Genomic DNA, 21,951 nt, shown 5'->3' with positions numbered 1-21,951 from the left:
GTTACTACCATTATTCACAGATTATTAAGAAATATTCATGTGGATTTAAGAAATTTAAAATATTTTTGGTTAATAGAATCCGGGTGTTGACACTTTATCAATTGGTCATGTAGAATGTTTATGAATGACATTCAGTCATTTTTTTATGAAAGGGTGTAGATAAGCAACTTTTATATGTAGTTAGCTTAATAACGGAACAAATATAAGGATAAATGAGGATGATATTGGTTTTTTAAATAGTAGTTAGAGTGAGATTATATTTTTTAAATTAAAAATGACTGACGGTCAGTCAGTGAAAAATAGAAGGTGAGAGATATGAAAAATAAAGCTTGGTTATATGTCATATTAACATGTATCTTTGAAATTTTTTGGGTGTTTGGTTTTAATACAGCTCATACTTGGTGGCATTGGGTCATTATTGTAGGAGTTATCGCTGTTGATTTTTACTTCCTATCGAAAGCGTGCGAACATCTTGCAACAGGGACTGTATATGCTGTGTTTGCCGGAGCTGGTACGGTAGGTACTTTCCTAATGGATGTATTCCTTTTCGGCGGCAGTTTCAGTGTAGGAAAACTATTCTTTATCGTAATGGTTGTAGCGGGCGTTATCGGTTTAAAACTGGCTGATAATAAAGAAGAAACCGCGGAAGAAATTGTGAAAGGAGCTGCTTAAAAATGGGTTGGTTTTTCGTATTTTGTGCTGCAATTAGTGAAATAGTCGGTGTGATAGGCCTTAAAATGTATAGTAAAGATAAGACGTTAGCAAATGGAGCGATTTATATAGGTGGATTTGCAACTTCCTTCGCATTTTTATACACATCTTTCTTGTTCTTACAAGTAAGTGTGGCTTATGCGGTTTGGATTGGCATTGGAACAGCAGGCGCAGTTTTATTAAATATGTTTCTGTTTGGTGAATCGAAAAGTAAGGCACGTTTGATTAGTGTAGCTCTTATCGTATGTGGAGTTACGGGATTAAAGGCTCTTTCATAAGAAAATGGTATTAAAGTTGAATCTCCTAACGATTTGTTGGGAGATTTTTATTATGAAAAGTGCACTATAATTGACAGTACAGCTAGTTATTTTATAAAATGAGTGACAGTCATTCAATACGCGTGTGAAAGGGTTTAGATGATGAATAAAAAAGAAAAAATTGTCTATGCAGCTATTGAAGTGTTTCAGGAAAAGGGCGTTGAAAAAACGAAGATTTCTGATATCGTGAAATTGGCTGGCATTGCACAAGGAACTTTCTATTTATATTTTCCTTCTAAGTTATCTGTTATGCCTGCAATAGCAGAAGTGATGGTTGAGAAGATGATACTTGCAGTGAAAGAAAAAGTACAGAACGATTCACCTTTTTCAAGTAAAGTTGAGCAAGTAATAGATGCAGTGTTTAACTTTATAGCTGAATATCGTGAAATACAAGCATTAATGTATGCGGGCCTTGCATCAACTGAACATATAAAGGAATGGGAAGCTGTATATGAGCCTCTTTATATATGGCTAAGCGACTTTTTAAGTGAGGCAAAAGAATCAGGTGAAATTCGTGATTCGGTTCACGCAGAGCGAACAGCGAAGTTATTTATCGCTCTTGTTGAATCAGCAGCGGAACAAGTTTATTTATATGATCATAAAGATGATGAGCAAGTCGAGCTACAAAAGACAGAAGTACTAGATTTTTTAACACATGCACTACATATAAAGAAGTAGTAAGATGAACCTGTCTGAAAAGGTAGGTTCATTTCTGCGGGAAACTGAATGATAGTCATTCACCCTGTGTTTATGTATGTGTGGAAGGATAGAGTGAAATTCTAATGAGTGGGGACATCTTTACTCAGTATGAGCCCACAAATAGCAGGATAAAGAAAAAGCTTCTTGGGCATTATTTTTGAGAGGAACTACGGGAAGAGGTGTTAAAAATTGAAGAAACCGATAAAAGAACAAAAGATGGTATTGATCATTCTTTTGAGTAATATATTTATCGCTTTTTTAGGGATTGGATTAATCATTCCGGTTATGCCGTCCTTTATGAATGATATGAATTTAACAGGAAAGACGATGGGTTATCTCGTTGCAGTGTTTGCAATGGCTCAGCTTATTACTTCACCAATTACAGGTCGTTGGGTTGACCTGTACGGCAGAAAGAAAATGATAATCATTGGATTATTTATTTTTGGTGTTTCAGAGCTTCTTTTTGGATTAGGTACAGATGTGTGGATGCTTTATGCAGCGAGGGTGTTAGGCGGAATTAGTGCCGCGTTTATTATGCCGGGTGTTACGGCATATGTTGCTGATATTACTTCTATTCAAGAACGTCCAAAGGCGATGGGATATCTTTCAGCGGCTATTAGTACCGGATTTATTATAGGGCCTGGAATCGGCGGGTTTATTGCAGAATACGGTATACGTGTGCCGTTCTTTGTGGCAGCAGTGATTGCTTTTGTCGCATGCGTGATTTCTATATTTATTTTGAAAGAGCCGTTAACGAAAGAAGAGCTTGCAGAGATTTCTGCTAATACGAAGGAATCAAGCTTTATCGGGGATTTAAAGAAATCATTAAATCCAATGTATGCAATCGCATTTATTATTGTATTTGTACTCGCATTCGGATTATCGGCATATGAAACTGTGTTTAGTCTGTTTTCTGATCATAAGTTTGGTTTCACACCGAAAGATATTGCTGCAATTATTACGATTAGCTCCATCTTTGGGGTAGTTGTGCAAGTATTTATGTTTGGCAAATTGGTTGACATGTTCGGTGAGAAAGTGTTAATTCAAATATGTTTAATTGTGGGTGCAGTATTAGCATTCGTCTCAACTGTAGTCTTTAATTATTGGATTGTACTGCTTGTTACTTGTTTTATTTTCTTAGCATTTGATTTACTTCGTCCAGCTTTAACGACGTTCTTATCAAAAGCAGCTGGAAAAGAGCAAGGATTCGTTGCTGGTATGAACTCAACGTATACGAGTTTAGGAAATATCGCAGGACCAGCGATGGGCGGAATATTATTTGATATAAACATTAATTATCCATATGCATTTTCAGGTGTTGTTTTAATCGTTGGTCTCGGCATTACATTTATGTGGAGAGAGAAACAGCTAGCTCAAAGTTTTGCGAAGTAATGTAGTGAATAACGAAAAGCCTCTTACTATTTTTATGGTAAGGGGCTTTTCGTTTATAAACTTAATCCAAACCGCTTTAATTCAATAAATATCCCCTCTAATTGCTTTCCTTTATCCGTTAACGTGTACTCTACGCGAGGCGGAACTTCTGGGTATACTTTTCGCGTTATAATCCCTTTCGTTTCCAATTCTTTTAGGCGAAGCGATAAAGTTTTCGGACTAATCCCATCCATTGATTTTTGTAAATTACTAAAGCGTAAAGTTCCTTCGATAAGAAGGTCACGAATGATTAAAAACGTCCATTTTGTACTAATTACGTCAAGCGTTTTAGCGATAGGACAAGGTATACCAGGTAAACCTTTCGTTAATACAACTGGATCTATATTGTTCATGGAACTAGCCTCCATAAAAATTTTTTGAATGAATGTGCTTTATAGTATCACAAAACTATACTTTTGGTAACTATATGAAAAAAATATCACTACTTCCATAAAGGAAGTTAGTGCATATACAATAGCAATACGAAATACAAAGGGTTTGTATGAGGAGGAGGTGATTTCCATGGATATGAAAAAGTTGTTTATGTTCCTTAGTTTTTTTGTCATTTGTATTGTGCTTGTAGCATGTAGTGGTGAGCAAAAAACTGAAATTCAGTTATTAAAGGAAATGCCGAAGCCAAAAGCAATGACAATTGATTCTTCATTAAGTAAAAAGGAAGCGACAGAAATCGTGCATGCAGCTCAGCGTTTTTATGCATTTTGGGATACAGGTAAAGAGGAGCTTATTCCGGAGACTGTTACGGAAAATTTTTTCGATAATACACTGCCGAAAGGGCGACCACAAGGCACTGAAGGATTAAAGTTTGCGGCACAAAATTTTCGGAAAGTCGTTCCAAATATACATTGTGAGATTGAAGAATTACTAGTTGCTGGTGATAAAGTAACGGCTCGTCTTTCTTTTACAGGAACTCATAATGATAAGGAAATTAATTTTTTTGCAATTGATATTTTGCATGTGAAGGATGGCGAGATAACGGAAGATTGGCATTTAGAAGATAATCTTACGCTGAAGCAGCAACTGGGCTTAATAGCTGAAGAGTAGATCATATAGGGGAGAGAAAAGCGATGAAAAATATTTTTATTATAAATGGACATGAAAAATACGGTACGAAAGAAGGACGATTAAATAAAACGTTAGTTGATTATATGGTAACTGTATTAAGCGAAAATCATCATGTGAAAACAACAACGATTCAAGATGGATATAGTATTAAAGAAGAACAAGAGAAGTTTTTATGGGCCGATGTTGTGGTTTATCAAACACCAATTTATTGGTTTAGTGTCCCGGGATTATTTAAAACATATATGGATGAAGTATATGAATACGGCTTGTTCTTTAAAGGTGCAGATGAATATGGAACAGGTGGTTTATTAAAAGAGAAGCATTATATGTTTTCTACAACTTGGAATGCACCTGAAAAGGCATTTGGAGATAAGACGAAGTTCTTTGAAGGAGAAAGTTTAGAATCAGCGCTTAGTCATTTACATCGTGTGCAGAAGTTTCTCGGTATGAGTCTGTTAAAGAGCTTTGCTTGTTATGATGTGGTGAAAAATCCTACTGTTGAGAAGTATTTAGAGAACTTGAAGAACCATTTAGAAGAAGTCATTCAATAATTACAGTCATCCCCGTATTTAATGCGGGGATGGCTGTATCCATAACTTCGCAAAATTCGCCCAACCGAATGAATCAATTGTTACGTTTTTTAAAGAAGAAGGGTATGTTTTTCTTTTTAAAACGTGATAGTTAAATAAAATGATGTTTTCAGCTTGTAAAAACTCTTCAATCTCATACATGAGCTTATACCGTTTTTCTTTATTGTCTTCTAATAAAAAGGTATCAAGTAAACAATTAATTTGTTTTGCATAGTGTGGGTCCATGAATCGATTTACGAAGCAACTTTTATTTTTAAATACATTTAAAAATGCAATTTCATGATCGGTAGCAAATACTTCCCCCATGAAAATAATATCCGCATGTTTATCAATAGAACGATCCATATAATCTGAAACGAGAAATGGGTGAAGTTCTACTTGTATACCTAAACTTTCGCAACGCTCTTTTAGGAAATATGCATCATTTGCACTATCTTTAAATGCGAAGAAGTAAATATGAATCGTCTCTCCATTATAGGTGCTCTTTTTTAAATACTCTTTCGCTTTTTCTAAAGAGTAGGACCTGTTAGGAACTTGGCGGCTTCTTTCAGGAAAAAAGCTTGATGCAGCAATTGTTCGTCTGCCTTCTATGCTATGAAGTATCGTTTCAACGTCATATAGTTCTCTCCAAGCTTTTCGAAAGTGAATGTCGTGATGAGGACCAGGTTTTGTAAAGTTGAAGCTAGCATAAATACAACCTATTTCTTCTATTTGTATATCATGCCTTTCATTTTCCTCTTCATTTGGTAGTTCATAATCAGCATTTATTTGCAAATGATCAGGAATACCCCAAAATTCAATACGGTCTAATAACGCACGCTCTTTAAAATAATGGGTGAACGCTTCGAGTACGATATTGTCTTCAGAGTAATGAGTAAGTTTAAAAGGTCCAGTACCTATGTAGTGATGATTTTGAATAACTGCATCATGCGGTAAAATTGCGAGTTGCATGGAACTCACATAACGTAAGAAAAATAAATTTGGTTTTGCTAAATGGAATCGAATTTGCAGTGGTGATGGTGTTTCAATTTGGACAATTTCCTGTGTTAACCATGCGTAAGGAGATTGAGCTTGCTGCAATCTTTCAAATGAAAATTGAACATCTTTAGAAGTTAAAAGAGTTTCATTATGAAAATGTATATCTTTTCGTAAATAAAACGTCCACGTAAGTTGATCCTGACTTAATTCCCACGTATGAGCAATGTGCGGTTCCATTTGTTCTGTCACATCGTTATAAAAGACTAATGTATCAAAAATCTGACTAGTAAGATGGCTCTCCGTAGTTACAGCCACAAAAGCCGGATCTAATGGGAATATCTTTCTTGATATAGGAATCTTTAATACGTCGTACATATCATTTGAAGGTTCGTATCCAAAATGATGATGTAGTTTATTTTCTATTTTTTTTTGAAGTGCAAGAGGAAGGGGCTCTTTTAAAAGAAGAAAGACATCTTTTAATTTTTCTTGGGCTAACAGTTCATCTGTATAGGATTCAATTGCTTCTAGGAAACTATGTACAAATATAATTTCTGTTTTATTTCCGCGACCACGCCCTGGTGTCCACTTAATGAATTGTTCCTCGCTCATTTTCTTTAATAAAATCTTCACGTTTTTCGTACTGCAATATAAAATATCCGCTAATTCTTGTAAGCTATTTCGTATAAGTTGCTGATCTTGTGAATGTAACCTTAAACGAACATAATAGTCCATAATCTTCATATGTATGCACTTCCTTCTATTTAAAAGGGGAAACTCTTTAGAATATTCTAACCTTTTTCTTCCTCTTTTTCAAAGTAAAATGAATAAGCATAAGGAGGGGGAACCGATGGGATTCTGGAGTATGCATCGAAATATAAAAATTAGAATTATAACATCATTTTTAACACGAGCGGTATCAACGATGATTTTTCCGTTTATGGCAATTTATTTTTCAATAAAGTTAGGTAGTGCGATGGCTGGTGCTTTACTACTAATTAATGTAATAGCTTCATTAGTAATTGGTTTATACGGTGGATATATTGGAGATCGACTCGGTCGTAAAAAAGTGATGATTATCGGCCAAAGTATACAAGTCGTTTCCATTGCTTGTATGGGAATTGCGAACTCAGATTATGTAGATTCACCGTGGTTAACATTTTTATTTATGCTAGTGAACAGCTTAGGATCTGGACTTATGAACCCAGCGACCGAAGCGATGTTAATCGATGTGAGTACACCTGAAAATCGAAAAATCATGTACAGCATTAACTACTGGGCTATTAACTTGTCAATTGCGATTGGAGCAATATTTGGCGGGTTACTATTTGAAAACTATAGATTACAATTGTTTATCGTATTAACGGTTGTTGCAATCATTACTTTATATGTGATGGCTGTATATATGGAAGAAGTGTATGTAGCACGAAAAACAGTGGAGAAGAAAAATGTATTAAAAGATATGGCAGATAGTTATAAAGTCGTGATGAAAGACCGAGCGTTTTTAATTTTTTGTGCAGCAAGTATATGTACATTATCTTTAGAGTTTCAAATTAATAATTATTTAGGGATACGTTTGCAGAAGGAATTTGAAACGATTCACTTTTTCTTCGGAAATGGTTTTACGTTTGATTTAACAGGTATTCGAATGCTGAGCTGGATATCTACAGAGAATACAATTTTAATTGTATTATTTTCGGCGCTTGTTATTAAAATGTTGAAGAGCTTCAACGATTTAAAGATTTTATATGTAGGCTTATTCATTTATACAATTGGATTTACCATACTCGGAACGAGCAATAGTTTATGGATTTTATTAATTGCAGGGCTTTTCCAAACTGTAGGAGAGATGATGTATGTACCGGTTCGTCAATCCATAATGGCAGATATGGTGCCAAATGAGGCGCGAGGTTCTTATATGGCGATTAACGGAATGGTCTTTCAAGTGGCGAAAATGAATGGTGCATTAGGTGTTATGCTAGGTTCATTTATTGCATCTTGGGGCATGAGCGCTCTATATTTCATCGTTGGTATGAGCAGTATTTTATTATTTATGAGGGCGATAGGGAAAGAGCAGTATGAGGATGAGAGGAAAGTTTCTCATATTGGGTAAATAATATAGATGTATTAAAAATAATGAATTCCTCTTGAACCTACAGTTACGTGAGGTAGTATGATGAAGGTGTAGAAGGACGATAACATCATTTAGGGAGCAATATAAGATGAACCAAAAACAGCATTATTCTATTGGCGAGTTCTCAGAAAAGACAGGAGTATCCATTAGAACATTACACTATTATGATGAAATTGGATTACTAAAGCCTGTAAAAAATCCTAGTTCTGGCCATCGTTTATATACGAATAAAGATGAACTTGTTTTACAACAAATCGTAAGTTTTAAATTTCTAGGTTATAGTTTAGAGGAAATAAGCGAAATCATTAATAGTCCTATTTTTAACGTAGACTTATATGAAAGTTTAAAAATACAAAAAAAGGCATTTGAAGATAAGAGAGAACACATTGAGACAGTTCTTAAGGCTATTAATCGCACATTAAATTTATTAGAGGAAAAAGAGGAAATAGATAGCGGATTTCTCATGCACTTAATTAGAAGTATAGAATGGGAGAGAGATAACCGGAAATGGTATGAGCAGCATACTTCGGATGAAGTAGTTAAAGTTTTATTTGATCACTCCAAAGAAGTGTTAGTAAAAGGAGATAAAGATTTTATTCGCTATACGAAAGGTGTAAAAGAATTAGTGGGAAGACCAGTGGATGATCCCGAAGTACAACAGTTAATGGGCTGGTGGATGACGATAGCCAATGAGGCAATTTGTTCTACATTTTCATCTATGAATGAAGAAATGGTTAATGAGCTGGAAGGACTAGGTGGAGAGGAAGAGGGAGAACTCCCACCATCTCCATTTACAGAGAAGGAAGAAGAATGGCTAGACCGCGTAATGGAATATTATTTTGAGTATGGTGCTGGTGCTACTCATGAAGAAGAGAGATAAAGGGAGAAATCAAATAATTTCTCCCCTTATTTCTAAAGTTAAAAAGAATCAGCTTCAGCTAAGTTAGGATTAGCGTTAGGATTAGTTAATAAATTCTTCAGTTCACCTACTTCTGAGAGAGCGACGAGGATATAACCACTAATGAGGACGATGAGTCCGATGACCCGTAATGTTTGCAATTTAATGTCACGGCTATTTTCTTCTGAGTTGTTTTGGGGCGTTGAAGGCGGATTGTTGTTCATAATAGAGCTCCTATCTTTTTTATTTATATGTGCGAAATCATTATTTAACGTATGGATAGGAATTGTATAGTCATTTTCACTATATGAGAAATGCCTACGAAAAGTGATTAGAAATTTTAGGACGAGAAAAAGAGGCTGTTATGTACAGCCTCTTTTTCGTTAAAATGAAGAAATGCGTTTCTTCGTTTTTGGTACAATAATAAACCTTATCCAAAGTACACCGATTACCATAATAATCAAAGCATGTAGTAATTTTCCTGTAGCAATGAGTATAACACTTGAAAATACAATGAGTTGAGCGCTTAGCAATATAAAGATTAAGCTAAGAAATTGACTCATTCGTTCTTCAGTATCAATTGGATATAATGCTACGATAATATTTCCTGAAAAATATTTCCACAGAGAACGAAGCTGCATAGAAATCATATATAGGATGATATAAACGATAGCACCTTTTACGTATATATTCGGAACAAAATATAGGATGAAAGCACCGATTACCCCCAAGCGAATATATATACCGAAATAATCATTACCACGTAAAAATGCAAGTGTATGTAAATAGAAGAAAGTAGCTTGTTTTTTATGTAGTAAAGGTTCGATCCAATTTGTAAGCCATTTTCTGCCGTTTACTTGTTTTTTAATTTGCGGAACATCGGTAAAGATGCTAGCGAATTGATAAAATCGTATGTCCATTTTTTCTTCTTGCTCGATTATGTATTCCCACGGTATTCGCTTTGTGGGCTGTTTTTTTGTATATAGGAGTAGGAAGGCAAGAAGTAATAGTAAGCCGCCTAGCACAATGATATTTGCAACATAAAACAGCATGTAAATGAAAAGTGCATTACAAGCAACACGAATGATAAGCCATATGCTTTTTTCATAACTATCACGCCATATCCAATGTATGTATATGTTCCAGCCTTTTAAAATCATTAAAACGATAAAGATTGTACATAAGAAAGGTACGGTCAATTGTAATGATTGCAGTGCAAGTGGTACGAGAATAAGGAACGTAAATAATAATGGGAAGAGCTGAATGATGTAATTATATAGAAGAGATTTTTTAAAATAAGAAGTTAATTTCTCTTCTAGTGCTAGTAAATAGACAGCATCGGGCTTTTGAATAAATGTACGTATTGGGCATCTCGTTATAATCGCTGTTAAGACGATTGTAATAAGCAATAGAGATATTCCTTTAGAAGGATCCGTTTTAAGAAACTTAGCGTAATAATATGCACCTACACATGAGACGAAGATGAAGCTATATAGTAAACCGTTAATCATACGTGCAAAGTATGTGATGGCATTTTGAATATGTTGTTGAAAGCGAGAGCTCCATAGTGATTCGATTGACATGTTTTTCACCTCTTTTTTCTATTATATATGTTTTATAAAGTAAAAAACGAGCAAATTGCGTTACGCAACTTGCTCGTTTTTCTTTTCTTTATTTTTTTTCTGATCACGATTCATTAATGGATAGAAGGCAAAGCCAACCCCGAATAAACCAATTCCGAGAAGGAATGTTTTTATATCGGACGCGCCTGTTTTAATAACCCATAACGCATAGCAAATTGCAATAACTGCGACCACACCATCTATAATTCTTGCCCGTAACTCATTTTTATAAGTTTCACCAGTTGCGACCAGTTTTAACTGGAATATTGGTGAAACGAGATATGGAATGAGGTAGGCTAAAGTTGATACTGTAATAACGAATGTATAAGCTTCCGCAATGGTTCCAGATAGTGTTGAGAATAAGAACACTTGTGACATAATGTTTGTTAATCGTAATGAGTAAATTGGACTTCCTTTTTTATTTGTTTTTGTAAAGAAGGAAGGGAAGAAACCTTCTTTGGCTGCTTGATAAGGTACTTCTGAGCTTAATAAAATCCAGCCTAATATTGAACCAAATAGGGAAGTAAGAGCAAGTAATGCCATAAGTTTCCCGCCACCATGACCCATTGCAGCGTTTAATGCATCTGCTAATGGACGTTCAGAAGCTTGTAATTTATCAACGTGAAGCACACCCATTGTTAAAATTGTAATTCCTAAATAAATTGCAACCGTTATTAATAAACCGGCAACAGTCGCACGTTTTACCGTTTTTGGAGAGGTAGCTCGGTTTGATAAAAGAACGGCTGATTCAATCCCGATAAATGCCCAAAGCGTTGTAAGAGCCGCTAAATTTACTTGTGAAAGGAGGCCATGTGATACGCCTTCTTTATCGATCATTGGTGTGTACCATTGTCCAAATTTTGAAGCTTCGAACGCAAATAACGTAACGACGATGAATAGAAGGAATCCAGTTACTTTCGTTGTTGTTGCTAGGAAGTTGAGCTTCCCAGCTCCGCTTACACCGTTTGTTAAAATTAAATGTGTGCCCCATAGTAAGACGGAACAAATAGTAAATGTAATGAGCTTTCCAACTTCTATATCGAACGAGCCGATTGAAAATAATAGTCGCGTATCTTTCATAATCGGGAAGAAGAGTGATAAATATCCCGCGAAAGATGTAATGATGGCAACGTTACTTGCCCAGTTTGCAACCCAATATCCCCACACCATGCTGAAACCAGCCATTTTCTTTCTTTTTGGTGTTGAGAATAAAGCATATGCATGACTTTGTGGTCCTGTCGTTAAATCAGGACGACGAATTGCTAAATTACCGAAAACAAGAGCTAGCATTAAAACACCAAATCCTGTTGTTAACCAAGCTAAAGTGACACCGAGTGGGCTTGCTGTTTGTGCCAACGTACTTGGCACCATGAAAATACCAGCGCCAACCATGTTACCGACAACGAAAGCTGTTAGTACCCAAAAGCCCCATTTTTTTTGTTGCATAGAAAATACCTCCAAAGTTAGTATAACCAAGTCAAGCGAGGAGATATGTATGTCTTCCTGATAAGGAAGAGAAGGTCCAAACAAAACAAAAAAAGCACGTAATTTGCCGCTACATGCTTTCTATCTTATAAGAAACCCACGACATACCTCTCGATAGCTCTCCACAAACGAAACGTTTGTGACAGTTCTGCACTTATTAAATGCAGACCCAGCAAGCGTGCATGGTGGACACGACTTACTTCGGCAATCATTCCTTTCTCATTTCTTCATCAATGCCACTACATCTCCTGAAATGATACTTTTAATGATTGCAACCTCTACCTCACCGAGATACGAATGAGGATTTATGTATTAAATTAACATGTTTAAGAGTAACAAATGTATTTTTATACGTCAATGGATATAGTAATAATCAGATTATAGAGAAGAATTTGTTATTAGGTCCCGGAGGATTTTAACTAAAAAGCAGCTGACCTAAATATTAGATCAGCTGCTACATATAAGATTAAACTAAGTTTAATACAGTTACTTTTTGACGAGTCATAGACTCAAGGCTCTTACGAATACCTTGTGCGCCCATACCTGAACCTTTTACACCGATGAATGGGAAGTGGTCAGGGCCGCGCTCTGTGCGTCCGTTAATTTGAACAGAACCAGTGTCGATTTTGTTAGCAATTGCAAATGCTTTGTTAATGTCTTTTGTGAAGACACTTGCTTGCAGACCGAACTCTGATTTGTTAGCAATTTCAATCGCTTGTTCGTCAGAAGAAACACGGATGATTGGAAGGATTGGGCCAAATGGCTCTTCCCAAGCAACTTTCATTTCTTCTGTTACGTTGTCGATTAATGTTGGATAAATTAGGTTACGCTCACGTTTGTTACCGATAACGATTGTTGCACCTTTTTCAGCAGCATCGTCAATTAAACCTTGAACGAAGTCAGCAGATTTGTCGTCGATTAATGGAACGATTGTGCTGTTTTGTTCTGGAGATCCAACTGATAGTTCAGCTACTTGCTCTTTTAATAAGCCAGCTAGTTCGTCTGCTACATTTTCATGTACAAGTACACGCTTAATAGCTGTACAACGTTGACCTGAGTAAGAGAATGCACCGCTTACGATATGCTTTGCAGCTTCTTGTAAGTCTGCATCTTCACAAACGATACCAGGATCTTTACCACCAAGTTCTAATACAAGTGGAATCATCGCAGCTTTTTTCGCTAAATGTTTACCTGTATTTGTACCACCTGTGAACGATACCATATTTACGCCAGGATGTTCTACTAAGTAGTCACCAATTACAGAACCGCGTCCTGTAGCTACGTTTACAAGACCTTTTGGAAGGCCAGCTTTATGAAGTGCTTCAACCATTTTAACACCGCTAATTGCACCTTGAGTTGCTGGTTTGAAGATAACAGCGTTACCCATAATAAGTGCTGGTGCAAGTTTTGCAGCAGATAAGTTTACTGGGTAGTTAAATGGTGCAATTGCTAATACAACACCAAGTGGTGCGCGCTGAATAATCGCAAGTTTAGATTTAGATCCACCAGGGAAGCTATCACCCATCATGCTTTCACCGTGCATGTGAAGTGCTTCGTCAACTGTGTAACGAATTAAGTCAGCTGTACGAACGACTTCTTTTTGCGCATCTTTATAGCCTTTACCGACTTCTTTCATAATGATATCGGCAATTTCATCTTGCATATTTACGAGCTCATCAGCCCATTTATATAAATATTTTGCGCGATCTTGTAGAGAAGCTTCAGCCCATGATTTTTGAGCTTCTTTTGCAGATGCAATTGCTTCATCTACTTCTCCTTGAGTAATTGCTTGTACTTGCCCAATTACTTCGTGTAAGTATGGAGATGGAATGTCGATTGTTTGACCTGAAGAGCTTTCTCTCCATTCTCCGTTTAAATAAAATTTGTACGTATTGCTAGTTGTCATGATTAGTCCTCCTAAAATAGCAACTTGTAAGAGTGAGTATAAGGTGATTGTAGGTGGTTTGATAATATTTTTCAAATGAAATGTTTGTGAAAACGATTTCTTACTATTTTTTTATTTTGTATGCCCTTTCTTACAGAAGATTCTCTTATTTCAAGCTAAATTATAAGCAGAATGCATCACTTTTATTTTTTGTGATAAAAGATTATTTTATTCTAAAGTGAAAAAAATAATTGACAGAATACTCAATAAAGTTGTAAGATTATAAATGGAAAATAAATGAAGGGGGTGTGCGTAATGATTGTAATCGTAAATGTAATGGGCTTAGCTCTGTTAAATGGCGGAAAACATTCATATCATTACGCAACCCGTGCGGATATATAGGACCTTTTTGTCTTATGAGAAGCGTACGTTGCGTATATCGTAACGTACGCTTTTATGCATTCTATTGCATATCGTCAAAGCGGCGGTATGCTTTTTTTTGTTTATTTTCCTTGTTACTATAAAAAATCAGAATTTGGAAGGTGGAAAAATGTGATGAAATTGTATGGCTTACGAAATGTAAATGTGATGGGTTTGGATAGCGGTTAAAGAAATGTGAATCAAACGGGAACGAGAAAGGGGAGGTTATATTGTTTTCAGTATTACTAAAGTTAAGCTGGTTTTTTAGAGAGCATTGGAAAAGGTATAGTATCGCAATTGGGGTACTTTTAATTGTAAACGTGATAGAGGTAATTCCTCCGAAAGTGTTAGGAATTACCATTGATAACATTAAAACAGGGGCCTTAACGAACGAGGCGATTATGCAATATATTTTTATTTTACTTGGGGTAACGATTGGTGGGTATGTGCTTACTTTCATTTGGCAGCACCAACTATTTGGCGGTGCGTTCGTACTTGAGAAAACGATGCGTTCAAAATTTATGGGGCATTTACTTAAGATGACACCGACGTTTTATCAAAAAAATCGTACTGGCGATTTAATGGCGAGAGCGACAAATGATTTAAAAGCAATCTCCATGACAGCTGGTTTTGGTATATTAACGCTCGTTGATTCTAGTCTATATATGCTTACAATCGTTTGTATGATGGGCTTTTCAATTAGTTGGCAGTTAACATTTGCTGCGCTTATACCGCTTCCGATTATGGCGTATGCGATGAATAGATACGGAAAGAAGTTGCATGAAAGATTTACAGTCGCGCAAGATGCGTTCGGGGATATGAACGATAAAGTACTTGAATCAATTGCGGGTGTACGCGTTATTCGTGCGTATGTACAGGAGAACGCTGATCAAGAAAGGTTTCATCAGTTAGGAGATGACGTATACGAGAAAAATATGAGAGTAGCAAGAATCGATGCATTATTCCAGCCGACTGTGAAAATGCTCGTCGGTCTTAGTTATTTAATTGGTTTAGTGTACGGTGCATATCTCGTATTCCAATCAAAGGTGACACTTGGCGAGCTCGTTTCTTTTAACGTCTATTTAGGGATGATGATTTGGCCGATGTTTGCAATTGGTGAATTGATTAATGTTATGCAAAGAGGAAATGCGTCGCTCGACCGTGTAAATGAAACGTTAGCTTATGAACCAGATGTAAAGAGTCCGAAAGATCCAAAGGTTGTACAAGAGCCAGATTACATTCAATTTGATAACGTTACTTTTTCATATCCTTCATCAATTGAAACAAATTTAAAAAATGTTTCGTTCTCATTAAAACAAGGAGAGACACTTGGAGTTGTTGGGAAAACAGGAAGCGGGAAAACGACGCTCGTTCGTCAGTTTCTTCGTCAATATCCACTTGGAGAAGGGGATATTGCGGTTTCTGATGTGAAGCTAGATAAAATTACGAATGATAACGTACTTGGCTGGATTGGGTATGTACCTCAGGAACACATTTTGTTCTCAAAAACAGCGAAGGAAAATATTTTATTCGGAAATAGAGAAGCGACTGAAGAAGAACTTGAAAAAGCGATTGAAATAGCTGCGTTTAAAAAGGATTTAGAGTTTTTACCGGAAGGTTTAGAAACGCTCGTTGGAGAGAAAGGTGTTTCTTTATCAGGTGGGCAAAAGCAAAGGATTTCGATTGCGAGGGCTGTTATTCAAAATCCGGAAATTTTAATTTTGGACGATTCTTTATCAGCTGTTGATGCTCGTACTGAAGCGGCAATTATTGAAAACATACGAACAGAAAGAAGCGGGAAGACGACGATTATAACAACGCATCGTTTGTCAGCAGTGCAGCATGCGGATTGGATTCTCGTTATGGATAACGGTGAGGTTATTGAAGAAGGTTCGCATGAAGCGCTCGTTCGAAATGGGGGCTGGTATGCAGAGCAATTCGAAAGACAACAAGGTGAAAGTGAAAGTACGGATAGTGGGGTGAAAATATGAGTGTTTCAAAACGATTGTTTCAATACGCGATGAAAGTAAAAGGGCCGATTTTTGCAGCGATGGCGATGCTATTTGTTTTCGTTATTGCAGAACTCGCGGGTCCTTTCGTCGCAAAAACGATGATCGATGAGCATATCGTTGGAATAGAGAGACCTTGGTATGAAACAGAAAAGAGTGAGGATGCTGTTTCATATAATGGCGCCTTTTATAAGCGAAGTGATCGCTTTGAACAAGGTGAGCAAAAAGGGAAAGAAGTCCGAGTGATTCAAGTTGGTTTTCAGTACTATTTTGTACCGAATAAAATAACGCTTGAAGGAACTCGTTCTGTTAAGGGTGATGTGCTTACAGTACAAAGTGGTAAGGCAGTGCAAGTGTATAAATCGAAAGCCTTAACGAAAGAAGAAGTATTTGCGTTTTATAAACCAGAAATAAATAGGTTATTACTACTTGGCGGTGGATATTTCGCTTTATTAGTAGTCGTATCATTATTTGCATACGGAAAGCAGTTCTTCTTACAGAAGGCGGCAAACAAAATTATTCAAATTATGAGGGAAGACGTCTTTTCCCATATTCAAACGTTGCCAATTCGTTATTTTGACCATTTACCAGCAGGGAAAATTGTATCGCGTGTAACGAATGATACAGAAGCGATTCGTGATTTATATGTAACAGTGCTTGCGACATTCGTCTCTAGTATCATCTATATTATCGGGATTTTCGCTGCGCTATTTTTACTTGATGTAAAACTGGCGGCGCTATGCTTACTTATCATCCCAATTTTAATTGTCTGGGCGATTATGTATAGAAAGTATGCGTCTGTATACAATCATAAAATGCGTTCGCGTTTATCGGATATTAACGGAACAGTGAATGAATCAATTCAAGGGATGCCAATTATTCAAGCATTTCGTCAAGAACATGAAACGAAGAAGGAATTTGAAGAGTTAAATGGTGATTATTTTAAATATCAAAATAAAATTTTAAATTTAAATGCAGCAACTTCGCATAATTTAGTGTCTGTATTAAGAAATATCGCTTTTACAGGTGTAATTTGGTATTTCGGTGGTGCTTCATTAAGTGCTTCTGGCCTCCTTTCTCTAGGGATACTGTATGCTTTCGTCGATTATTTAACGAGGTTATTCTCGCCAATTACGAACATGGTGAATCAACTTGCTAACTTAGAGCAATCGCGTGTTGCATCAGAGCGTGTGTTTGAATTGCTAGAGGAAAAGGGAGAGGCAGTAGAAGAAGAACGTATGCCTCGCTTAACCGGAAATGTGAAATTTGATAATGTTTCGTTTTCTTACAATGGAAAAGATGAAGTGTTAAAAAATATTTCTTTTGAAGCGAAACAAGGGGAGACAGTGGCACTTGTCGGTCATACTGGATCAGGAAAAAGTTCCATTATGAATGTGCTCTTTCAGTTTTATGAATTTCAAAAAGGGAAGCTTACGATTGATGGTCACGATGTAACAGAGATGCCGAAACAAGCAACACGTGAACATATGGGAATTGTATTGCAAGATCCGTTTTTATTTAGCGGGACAGTGGCATCCAATGTAAGCTTAGAAAATGAAAAAATTTCAAAAGATCGCATCGTAAAGGCGTTACGAGATGTTGGTGCGGAAAGGTTTGCTAACAATATAGATGAAAAAATTACGGAGAAAGGAAGTACACTTTCAACCGGAGAACGTCAGCTTATATCGTTTGCTAGGGCACTTGCTTTTGATCCTGCTATTTTAATTTTAGATGAAGCGACTTCCAGTATTGATACAGAAACAGAAGCGATGATTCAACAAGCGCTAGAAGTTGTGAAAAAAGGACGAACGACGTTTATTATCGCTCATCGTCTTTCAACAATTAAGAGCGCTGATCAAATTATTGTGCTTGATAGAGGAACGATTTTGGAAAAAGGTTCCCATGATGAATTAATGAAAAAGCGCGGGCGTTATTACGATATGTATAAAACGCAAATGGAAGGAAACCAGAGTGCTTAATTTTTAGAAGAACTTGCGATTTTCGCAAGTTCTTTTTTGATTGGATTGTCCGCTTAGAAGTTAATATATTTTACCGGCTGAAAAACTTATAAATAAGTAGGTATTGTTTTACCTTTTTCTTTATAAATGCTATATTAAAAAATGTTACTTATTTTTTGTATGTAGCGCTATTTTTCCATTTTGTTTGATTATGAAGAAAAAGGTTAAACTAAATAAGAACATTTTCATTGAAAAATTGTTCGAAATTGCATACAATCAATATAGTTTTTAAATTCCTATCAGAATACTTGGAGGACTACTATCATGAAAAAATTATTTTCAGTGCTTGCAGTAACTACATTAGCGATTGGGATTGTAGCGGGCTGCGGTAAAGAAGAGAAAAAAGATACAGCTAATCAAGATGCATTACAGAAGATAAAACAAAGCGGTGAGCTTGTAATTGGTACAGAAGGTACATATCCACCATTTACGTTCCACGATACAAACGATAAATTAACTGGGTTTGACGTTGAATTAGCAGAAGAAGTTGCAAAACGTTTAGGTGTAAAGCCTGTATTTAAAGAAACACAATGGGATAGCTTACTTGCAGGAATAGATGCAAAACGTTTCGACATGGTTGCGAACGAAGTTGGTATTCGTGAAGATCGCCAAAAGAAATATGACTTCTCTAGTCCATACATTTCTTCTTCAGCAGCATTAGTTGTTGCGAAAGATAAAGATAAACCTGCTACATTTGCTGACGTAAAAGGATTAAAAGCAGCACAATCTTTAACAAGTAACTACGCAGATATTGCTAAGAAAAATGGTGCGGAAATCACAGGTGTAGAAGGATTTAGCCAAGCAGCAGAATTATTAAGTTCTGGCCGCGTTGATTTCACAATCAATGATAAATTATCAGTGTTAAACTATTTAGAAACGAAAAAAGATGCAAAAATTAAAATTGTAGATACAGAAAAAGAAGCGTCACAAAGTGGATTCTTATTCCGTAAAGGTAGCGACAAACTTGTACAAGAAGTAAATAAAGCGTTAGAAGATATGAAAAAAGATGGTACGTACGATAAAATAACGAAAAAATGGTTCGGTGAAAATGTATCTAAGTAGCGCATTGATGTCAGATCGATTGTCTACTTGGATAGATATTATGCAGACTTCCTTCGCGCCTATGCTGAAGGAAGCTGTCTTTACGACAATTCCGTTAACGCTTATTACATTTATTATCGGTATTATACTTGCGACGTTAACAGCGCTCGCACGTATTTCAGGTAGTCGTATTTTACAATGGATTGCTCGTATCTATGTATCTATCATTCGCGGAACGCCACTTCTTGTACAGTTATTTATTATTTTCTATGGCCTTCCAACTCTTAATATTGAAGTTGAGCCGTATACAGCAGCAGTTATTGGATTTTCATTAAATGTAGGTGCATATGCATCTGAAATTATTCGTGCTTCTATCCTTTCAATCCCGAAAGGACAGTGGGAAGCAGCTTACACAATTGGGATGACATACCCGCAAGCATTAAAACGTGTTATTTTACCACAAGCAACACGCGTATCAATTCCGCCGCTTTCGAATACATTTATTAGTTTAGTGAAGGATACGTCATTAGCGTCGTTAATTTTAGTAACAGAAATGTTCCGAAAAGCGCAGGAAATTGCGGCAATGAACTATGAGTTTTTAATTGTTTATTTTGAAGCAGGTCTAATTTATTGGGTAATTTGCTTCTTATTATCTATTGTGCAACAAATATTAGAAAAACGTTCAGAACGTTATACTCTAAAATAACCCTTTCATAAAAGGAGTTTTTGTTTTTATGATTTCAATTCAACATTTACAAAAAAGTTTCGGAGATAATACCGTATTAAAACATATAGACTTATCAGTTGAGAAGGGCGAAGTGGTTGTTATTATCGGGCCATCTGGATCTGGTAAAACGACATTCTTACGTTGTCTCAACGTGTTAGAAACGCCGAACGCTGGTAACATTCGCATCGGCAATAAAGAGCTCGATTTCTCTCAAAAAGTATCGAAGAAAGATATTGTAAATCTTCGTACGCAAACAGGTATGGTATTCCAACACCATAATCTATTTCCCCATTTAACAGCAATTCACAATGTAATGGAAGGGCTCGTTACAGTGAAAAAGATGGGGAAAGAAGAAGCGAAGAAAAAAGCAAACTATTTCCTTGAAAAAGTTGGTCTTGCGGATAAAGTAGACTTATATCCGTTCCAATTATCAGGTGGACAACAACAGCGTGTTGGAATCGCTCGTGCGCTTGCGATGGAGCCGGAAGTTTTACTATTTGATGAGCCAACGTCAGCACTTGATCCTGAGCTAGTTCAAGAAGTTTTAAAGGTTATGAAAGAACTTGCTAAAGAAGGAATGACGATGGTCATTGTAACGCATGAAATGCGCTTTGCTCATCAAATTGCGAACCGTGTTATTTTCATGGATGGCGGTGTCGTTGTCGAACAAGGTACACCGGAAGATGTATTTACAAATCCAAAAGAAGAACGAACGAAGAAGTTTTTACAAATGTTGCAGTAAATTAAGGAAGGTCTCAGGGCATATGCCCTGAGACCTTTTTGCCATATATATTTATTTTTGGAATCCGCCAAGACTTTGCTCAGCCATTGCAACTAGACGTTTTGTAATTTCTCCACCAACAGAACCGTTAGCGCGAGCCGTAGAATCTGCTCCTAATTGTACACCAAATTCTTGAGCGATTTCGTACTTCATTTGATCGATTGCTGCTGTTGCACCTGGTACTACTAATTGATTGTAAGAGCTTTGGTTTGCCATAGGAATATATCCTCCTTAGAGTTATAAAAATTTTTTTGGTTGGACTAGCTGGATTTGAACCAGATTATCGCCCCGTTTGGCGCTAATCCATCGGTAATTAAGTTTGTACTCATAGTATGGATGTTACCTAGAAAGATATACAAAAAAATAATTTGTAAATTTTGTAAAAAATATTTCATCATTTCGTAAATTATGAAATAAGAGTAATCGTTGTATTTTTAAGAAAGAAGGCTAAACTAAGAGCGAAATCATATGCGTTTTTTTCTTTGTATAACCAGCTTGGCTTACTTAACTTATGATTTGTTAAAGTGAGACAAATTCCAGTTTAGTAAAATGAAAATTAAATCGGGAGCAACTGCATAGTTCTGTTTTAAACCAGGGCAGGGCAGAAAAAGGAACTGACCGCGTCTATGCACGGCTAGATGCTCTCTTTAATCTAAAAAAGAAGCTTTTAAACGAAAATGTAATTAAAGTGAGATAAATTAAAGCTTAGTAAAATGAAAATTAAACGGCAACAACTGCATAGTTCTGTTTTAACCCAGGGTAGGGTAGAAAAAGGAACTGACCGCGTCTATGCACGGCTAGATGCTCTCTTCAATCTAAAAAAAGGGCTTTTTAATTGTTTTTAAACGATAACGTATGGAGGAATCATGATGGGAATTTGCCCGCTTTGCAACGCGCTAGAATCACAAACATATTCTTGTCAAAATTGCCAAGGTATACTCCAAGATTATGGGAAAACTGTAGATTACATAGATGATTACAGTGCATATATGGATCAAGAATTATTAAGTGCAGTAGACGGTTTAACACATAATAATTCACAGGAGTATTGCAATCATGTTTTTTATTGCGGAGTATGTAATGTGGAAACTGAAGTTGTAGTGAAGCTCGTTTAAATAAAAAACT

Annotated in this window: 21 protein-coding genes and 1 riboswitch; of the genes, 14 read left to right on the top strand and 7 right to left on the bottom strand. The window is 36.2% G+C overall.

From position 1 onward, the window contains the following. The first annotated feature begins 315 nt into the window (after nucleotides 1–315). The 4 genes from DET63_RS10825 (at nucleotide 316) to DET63_RS10810 (ending at nucleotide 3,119) form a co-directional block, all read left to right on the top strand. Complete coding sequence (locus DET63_RS10825; RefSeq protein ID WP_002134594.1) at nucleotides 316–672, top strand: DMT family transporter; 357 nt, start codon at nucleotides 316–318, stop codon at nucleotides 670–672. A 2-nt stretch (nucleotides 673–674) separates the two neighbouring features. Further along, on the top strand, nucleotides 675–989 hold the full coding sequence (locus DET63_RS10820) for a DMT family transporter (protein ID WP_000539672.1): 315 nt from the start codon (nucleotides 675–677) through the stop codon (nucleotides 987–989). Between the two features lie 138 nt (nucleotides 990–1,127). Then, nucleotides 1,128–1,706, top strand: coding sequence for a TetR/AcrR family transcriptional regulator (locus DET63_RS10815; RefSeq protein ID WP_113936718.1), 579 nt, complete (start codon nucleotides 1,128–1,130; stop codon nucleotides 1,704–1,706). Nucleotides 1,707–1,916: 210 nt separating this feature from the next. Then, nucleotides 1,917–3,119, top strand: coding sequence for an MFS transporter (locus DET63_RS10810; protein ID WP_088038569.1), 1,203 nt, complete (start codon nucleotides 1,917–1,919; stop codon nucleotides 3,117–3,119). 53 nt (nucleotides 3,120–3,172) lie between these two features. Here DET63_RS10810 and DET63_RS10805 read toward each other — a convergent pair whose 3' ends face one another. Beyond that, nucleotides 3,173–3,511: a winged helix-turn-helix transcriptional regulator gene (locus tag DET63_RS10805; protein ID WP_113936717.1), complete on the bottom strand. Its 339-nt coding sequence runs from the start codon at nucleotides 3,509–3,511 to the stop codon at nucleotides 3,173–3,175. Nucleotides 3,512–3,680: 169 nt separating this feature from the next. Between DET63_RS10805 and DET63_RS10800 the strand changes: the two genes are divergently transcribed. Further along, a complete protein-coding gene (locus DET63_RS10800) occupies nucleotides 3,681–4,220 on the top strand; it encodes an ester cyclase (protein WP_113936716.1) in 540 nt (179 codons plus the stop codon). A 23-nt stretch (nucleotides 4,221–4,243) separates the two neighbouring features. Then, nucleotides 4,244–4,792, top strand: a complete 549-nt coding sequence (locus DET63_RS10795; RefSeq protein WP_113936715.1) for an NAD(P)H-dependent oxidoreductase — start codon at nucleotides 4,244–4,246, stop codon at nucleotides 4,790–4,792. Between the two features lie 18 nt (nucleotides 4,793–4,810). On the opposite strand, the gene DET63_RS10790 is transcribed toward DET63_RS10795, so the two are convergent. Then, nucleotides 4,811–6,550, bottom strand: a complete 1,740-nt coding sequence (locus DET63_RS10790) for an SgrR family transcriptional regulator (protein ID WP_113936714.1) — start codon at nucleotides 6,548–6,550, stop codon at nucleotides 4,811–4,813. Between the two features lie 106 nt (nucleotides 6,551–6,656). Between DET63_RS10790 and DET63_RS10785 the strand changes: the two genes are divergently transcribed. After that, nucleotides 6,657–7,919, top strand: coding sequence for an MDR family MFS transporter (locus tag DET63_RS10785; RefSeq protein ID WP_113936713.1), 1,263 nt, complete (start codon nucleotides 6,657–6,659; stop codon nucleotides 7,917–7,919). Between the two features lie 109 nt (nucleotides 7,920–8,028). Further along, nucleotides 8,029–8,820, top strand: coding sequence for a MerR family transcriptional regulator (locus tag DET63_RS10780; RefSeq protein WP_113936712.1), 792 nt, complete (start codon nucleotides 8,029–8,031; stop codon nucleotides 8,818–8,820). Between the two features lie 38 nt (nucleotides 8,821–8,858). Here the strand turns inward: DET63_RS10780 and DET63_RS10775 are convergent, their stop codons facing one another. The 4 genes from DET63_RS10775 to gapN form a co-directional block, all read right to left on the bottom strand. Next, entirely contained in the window at nucleotides 8,859–9,062 is a 204-nt protein-coding gene (locus DET63_RS10775; RefSeq protein ID WP_113936711.1) for a hypothetical protein, read from the bottom strand. Nucleotides 9,063–9,221: 159 nt separating this feature from the next. Next, complete coding sequence (locus tag DET63_RS10770) at nucleotides 9,222–10,421, bottom strand: ABC transporter permease (RefSeq protein WP_113936710.1); 1,200 nt, start codon at nucleotides 10,419–10,421, stop codon at nucleotides 9,222–9,224. A gap of 60 nt (nucleotides 10,422–10,481) precedes the next feature. After that, on the bottom strand, nucleotides 10,482–11,906 hold the full coding sequence (locus tag DET63_RS10765) for an amino acid permease (protein WP_113936709.1): 1,425 nt from the start codon (nucleotides 11,904–11,906) through the stop codon (nucleotides 10,482–10,484). A gap of 146 nt (nucleotides 11,907–12,052) precedes the next feature. After that, nucleotides 12,053–12,234, bottom strand: a riboswitch (Lysine riboswitch). A gap of 177 nt (nucleotides 12,235–12,411) precedes the next feature. Next, nucleotides 12,412–13,851, bottom strand: a complete 1,440-nt coding sequence (gapN, locus tag DET63_RS10760) for an NADP-dependent glyceraldehyde-3-phosphate dehydrogenase (RefSeq protein WP_002010835.1) — start codon at nucleotides 13,849–13,851, stop codon at nucleotides 12,412–12,414. 629 nt (nucleotides 13,852–14,480) lie between these two features. On the opposite strand from gapN, the gene DET63_RS10750 reads away from it, so the two are divergent. From DET63_RS10750 to DET63_RS10730, 5 genes are all read left to right on the top strand, one after another. Next, complete coding sequence (locus DET63_RS10750) at nucleotides 14,481–16,241, top strand: ABC transporter ATP-binding protein (protein ID WP_113936708.1); 1,761 nt, start codon at nucleotides 14,481–14,483, stop codon at nucleotides 16,239–16,241. Continuing rightward, entirely contained in the window at nucleotides 16,238–18,238 is a 2,001-nt protein-coding gene (locus tag DET63_RS10745) for an ABC transporter ATP-binding protein (RefSeq protein WP_002140515.1), read from the top strand. Before DET63_RS10750 ends, DET63_RS10745 begins: the two co-directional genes overlap by 4 nt. 303 nt (nucleotides 18,239–18,541) lie before the next feature. Then, nucleotides 18,542–19,339, top strand: a complete 798-nt coding sequence (locus tag DET63_RS10740) for an amino acid ABC transporter substrate-binding protein (RefSeq protein ID WP_002010840.1) — start codon at nucleotides 18,542–18,544, stop codon at nucleotides 19,337–19,339. Continuing rightward, nucleotides 19,326–20,024, top strand: a complete 699-nt coding sequence (locus tag DET63_RS10735; RefSeq protein WP_033706449.1) for an amino acid ABC transporter permease — start codon at nucleotides 19,326–19,328, stop codon at nucleotides 20,022–20,024. Before DET63_RS10740 ends, DET63_RS10735 begins: the two co-directional genes overlap by 14 nt. Nucleotides 20,025–20,052: 28 nt before the next feature. Next, nucleotides 20,053–20,787 (top strand): amino acid ABC transporter ATP-binding protein, encoded by a 735-nt coding sequence (locus DET63_RS10730; protein WP_002010843.1) that lies wholly within the window; start codon nucleotides 20,053–20,055, stop codon nucleotides 20,785–20,787. 51 nt (nucleotides 20,788–20,838) lie between these two features. On the opposite strand, the gene sasP is transcribed toward DET63_RS10730, so the two are convergent. Further along, nucleotides 20,839–21,042 (bottom strand): small acid-soluble spore protein, SasP family, encoded by a 204-nt coding sequence (gene sasP / locus DET63_RS10725; RefSeq protein ID WP_000013349.1) that lies wholly within the window; start codon nucleotides 21,040–21,042, stop codon nucleotides 20,839–20,841. Between the two features lie 653 nt (nucleotides 21,043–21,695). On the opposite strand from sasP, the gene DET63_RS10720 reads away from it, so the two are divergent. After that, nucleotides 21,696–21,941, top strand: a complete 246-nt coding sequence (locus DET63_RS10720) for a hypothetical protein (RefSeq protein ID WP_002087367.1) — start codon at nucleotides 21,696–21,698, stop codon at nucleotides 21,939–21,941. The last annotated feature ends 10 nt before the right edge of the window (nucleotides 21,942–21,951 follow it).

Source organism: Bacillus sp. DB-2, from assembly GCF_003315125.1.
Classification (GTDB): domain Bacteria; phylum Bacillota; class Bacilli; order Bacillales; family Bacillaceae_G; genus Bacillus_A; species Bacillus_A mycoides.
This window is presented reverse-complemented; position numbering and strand designations above follow the sequence as displayed.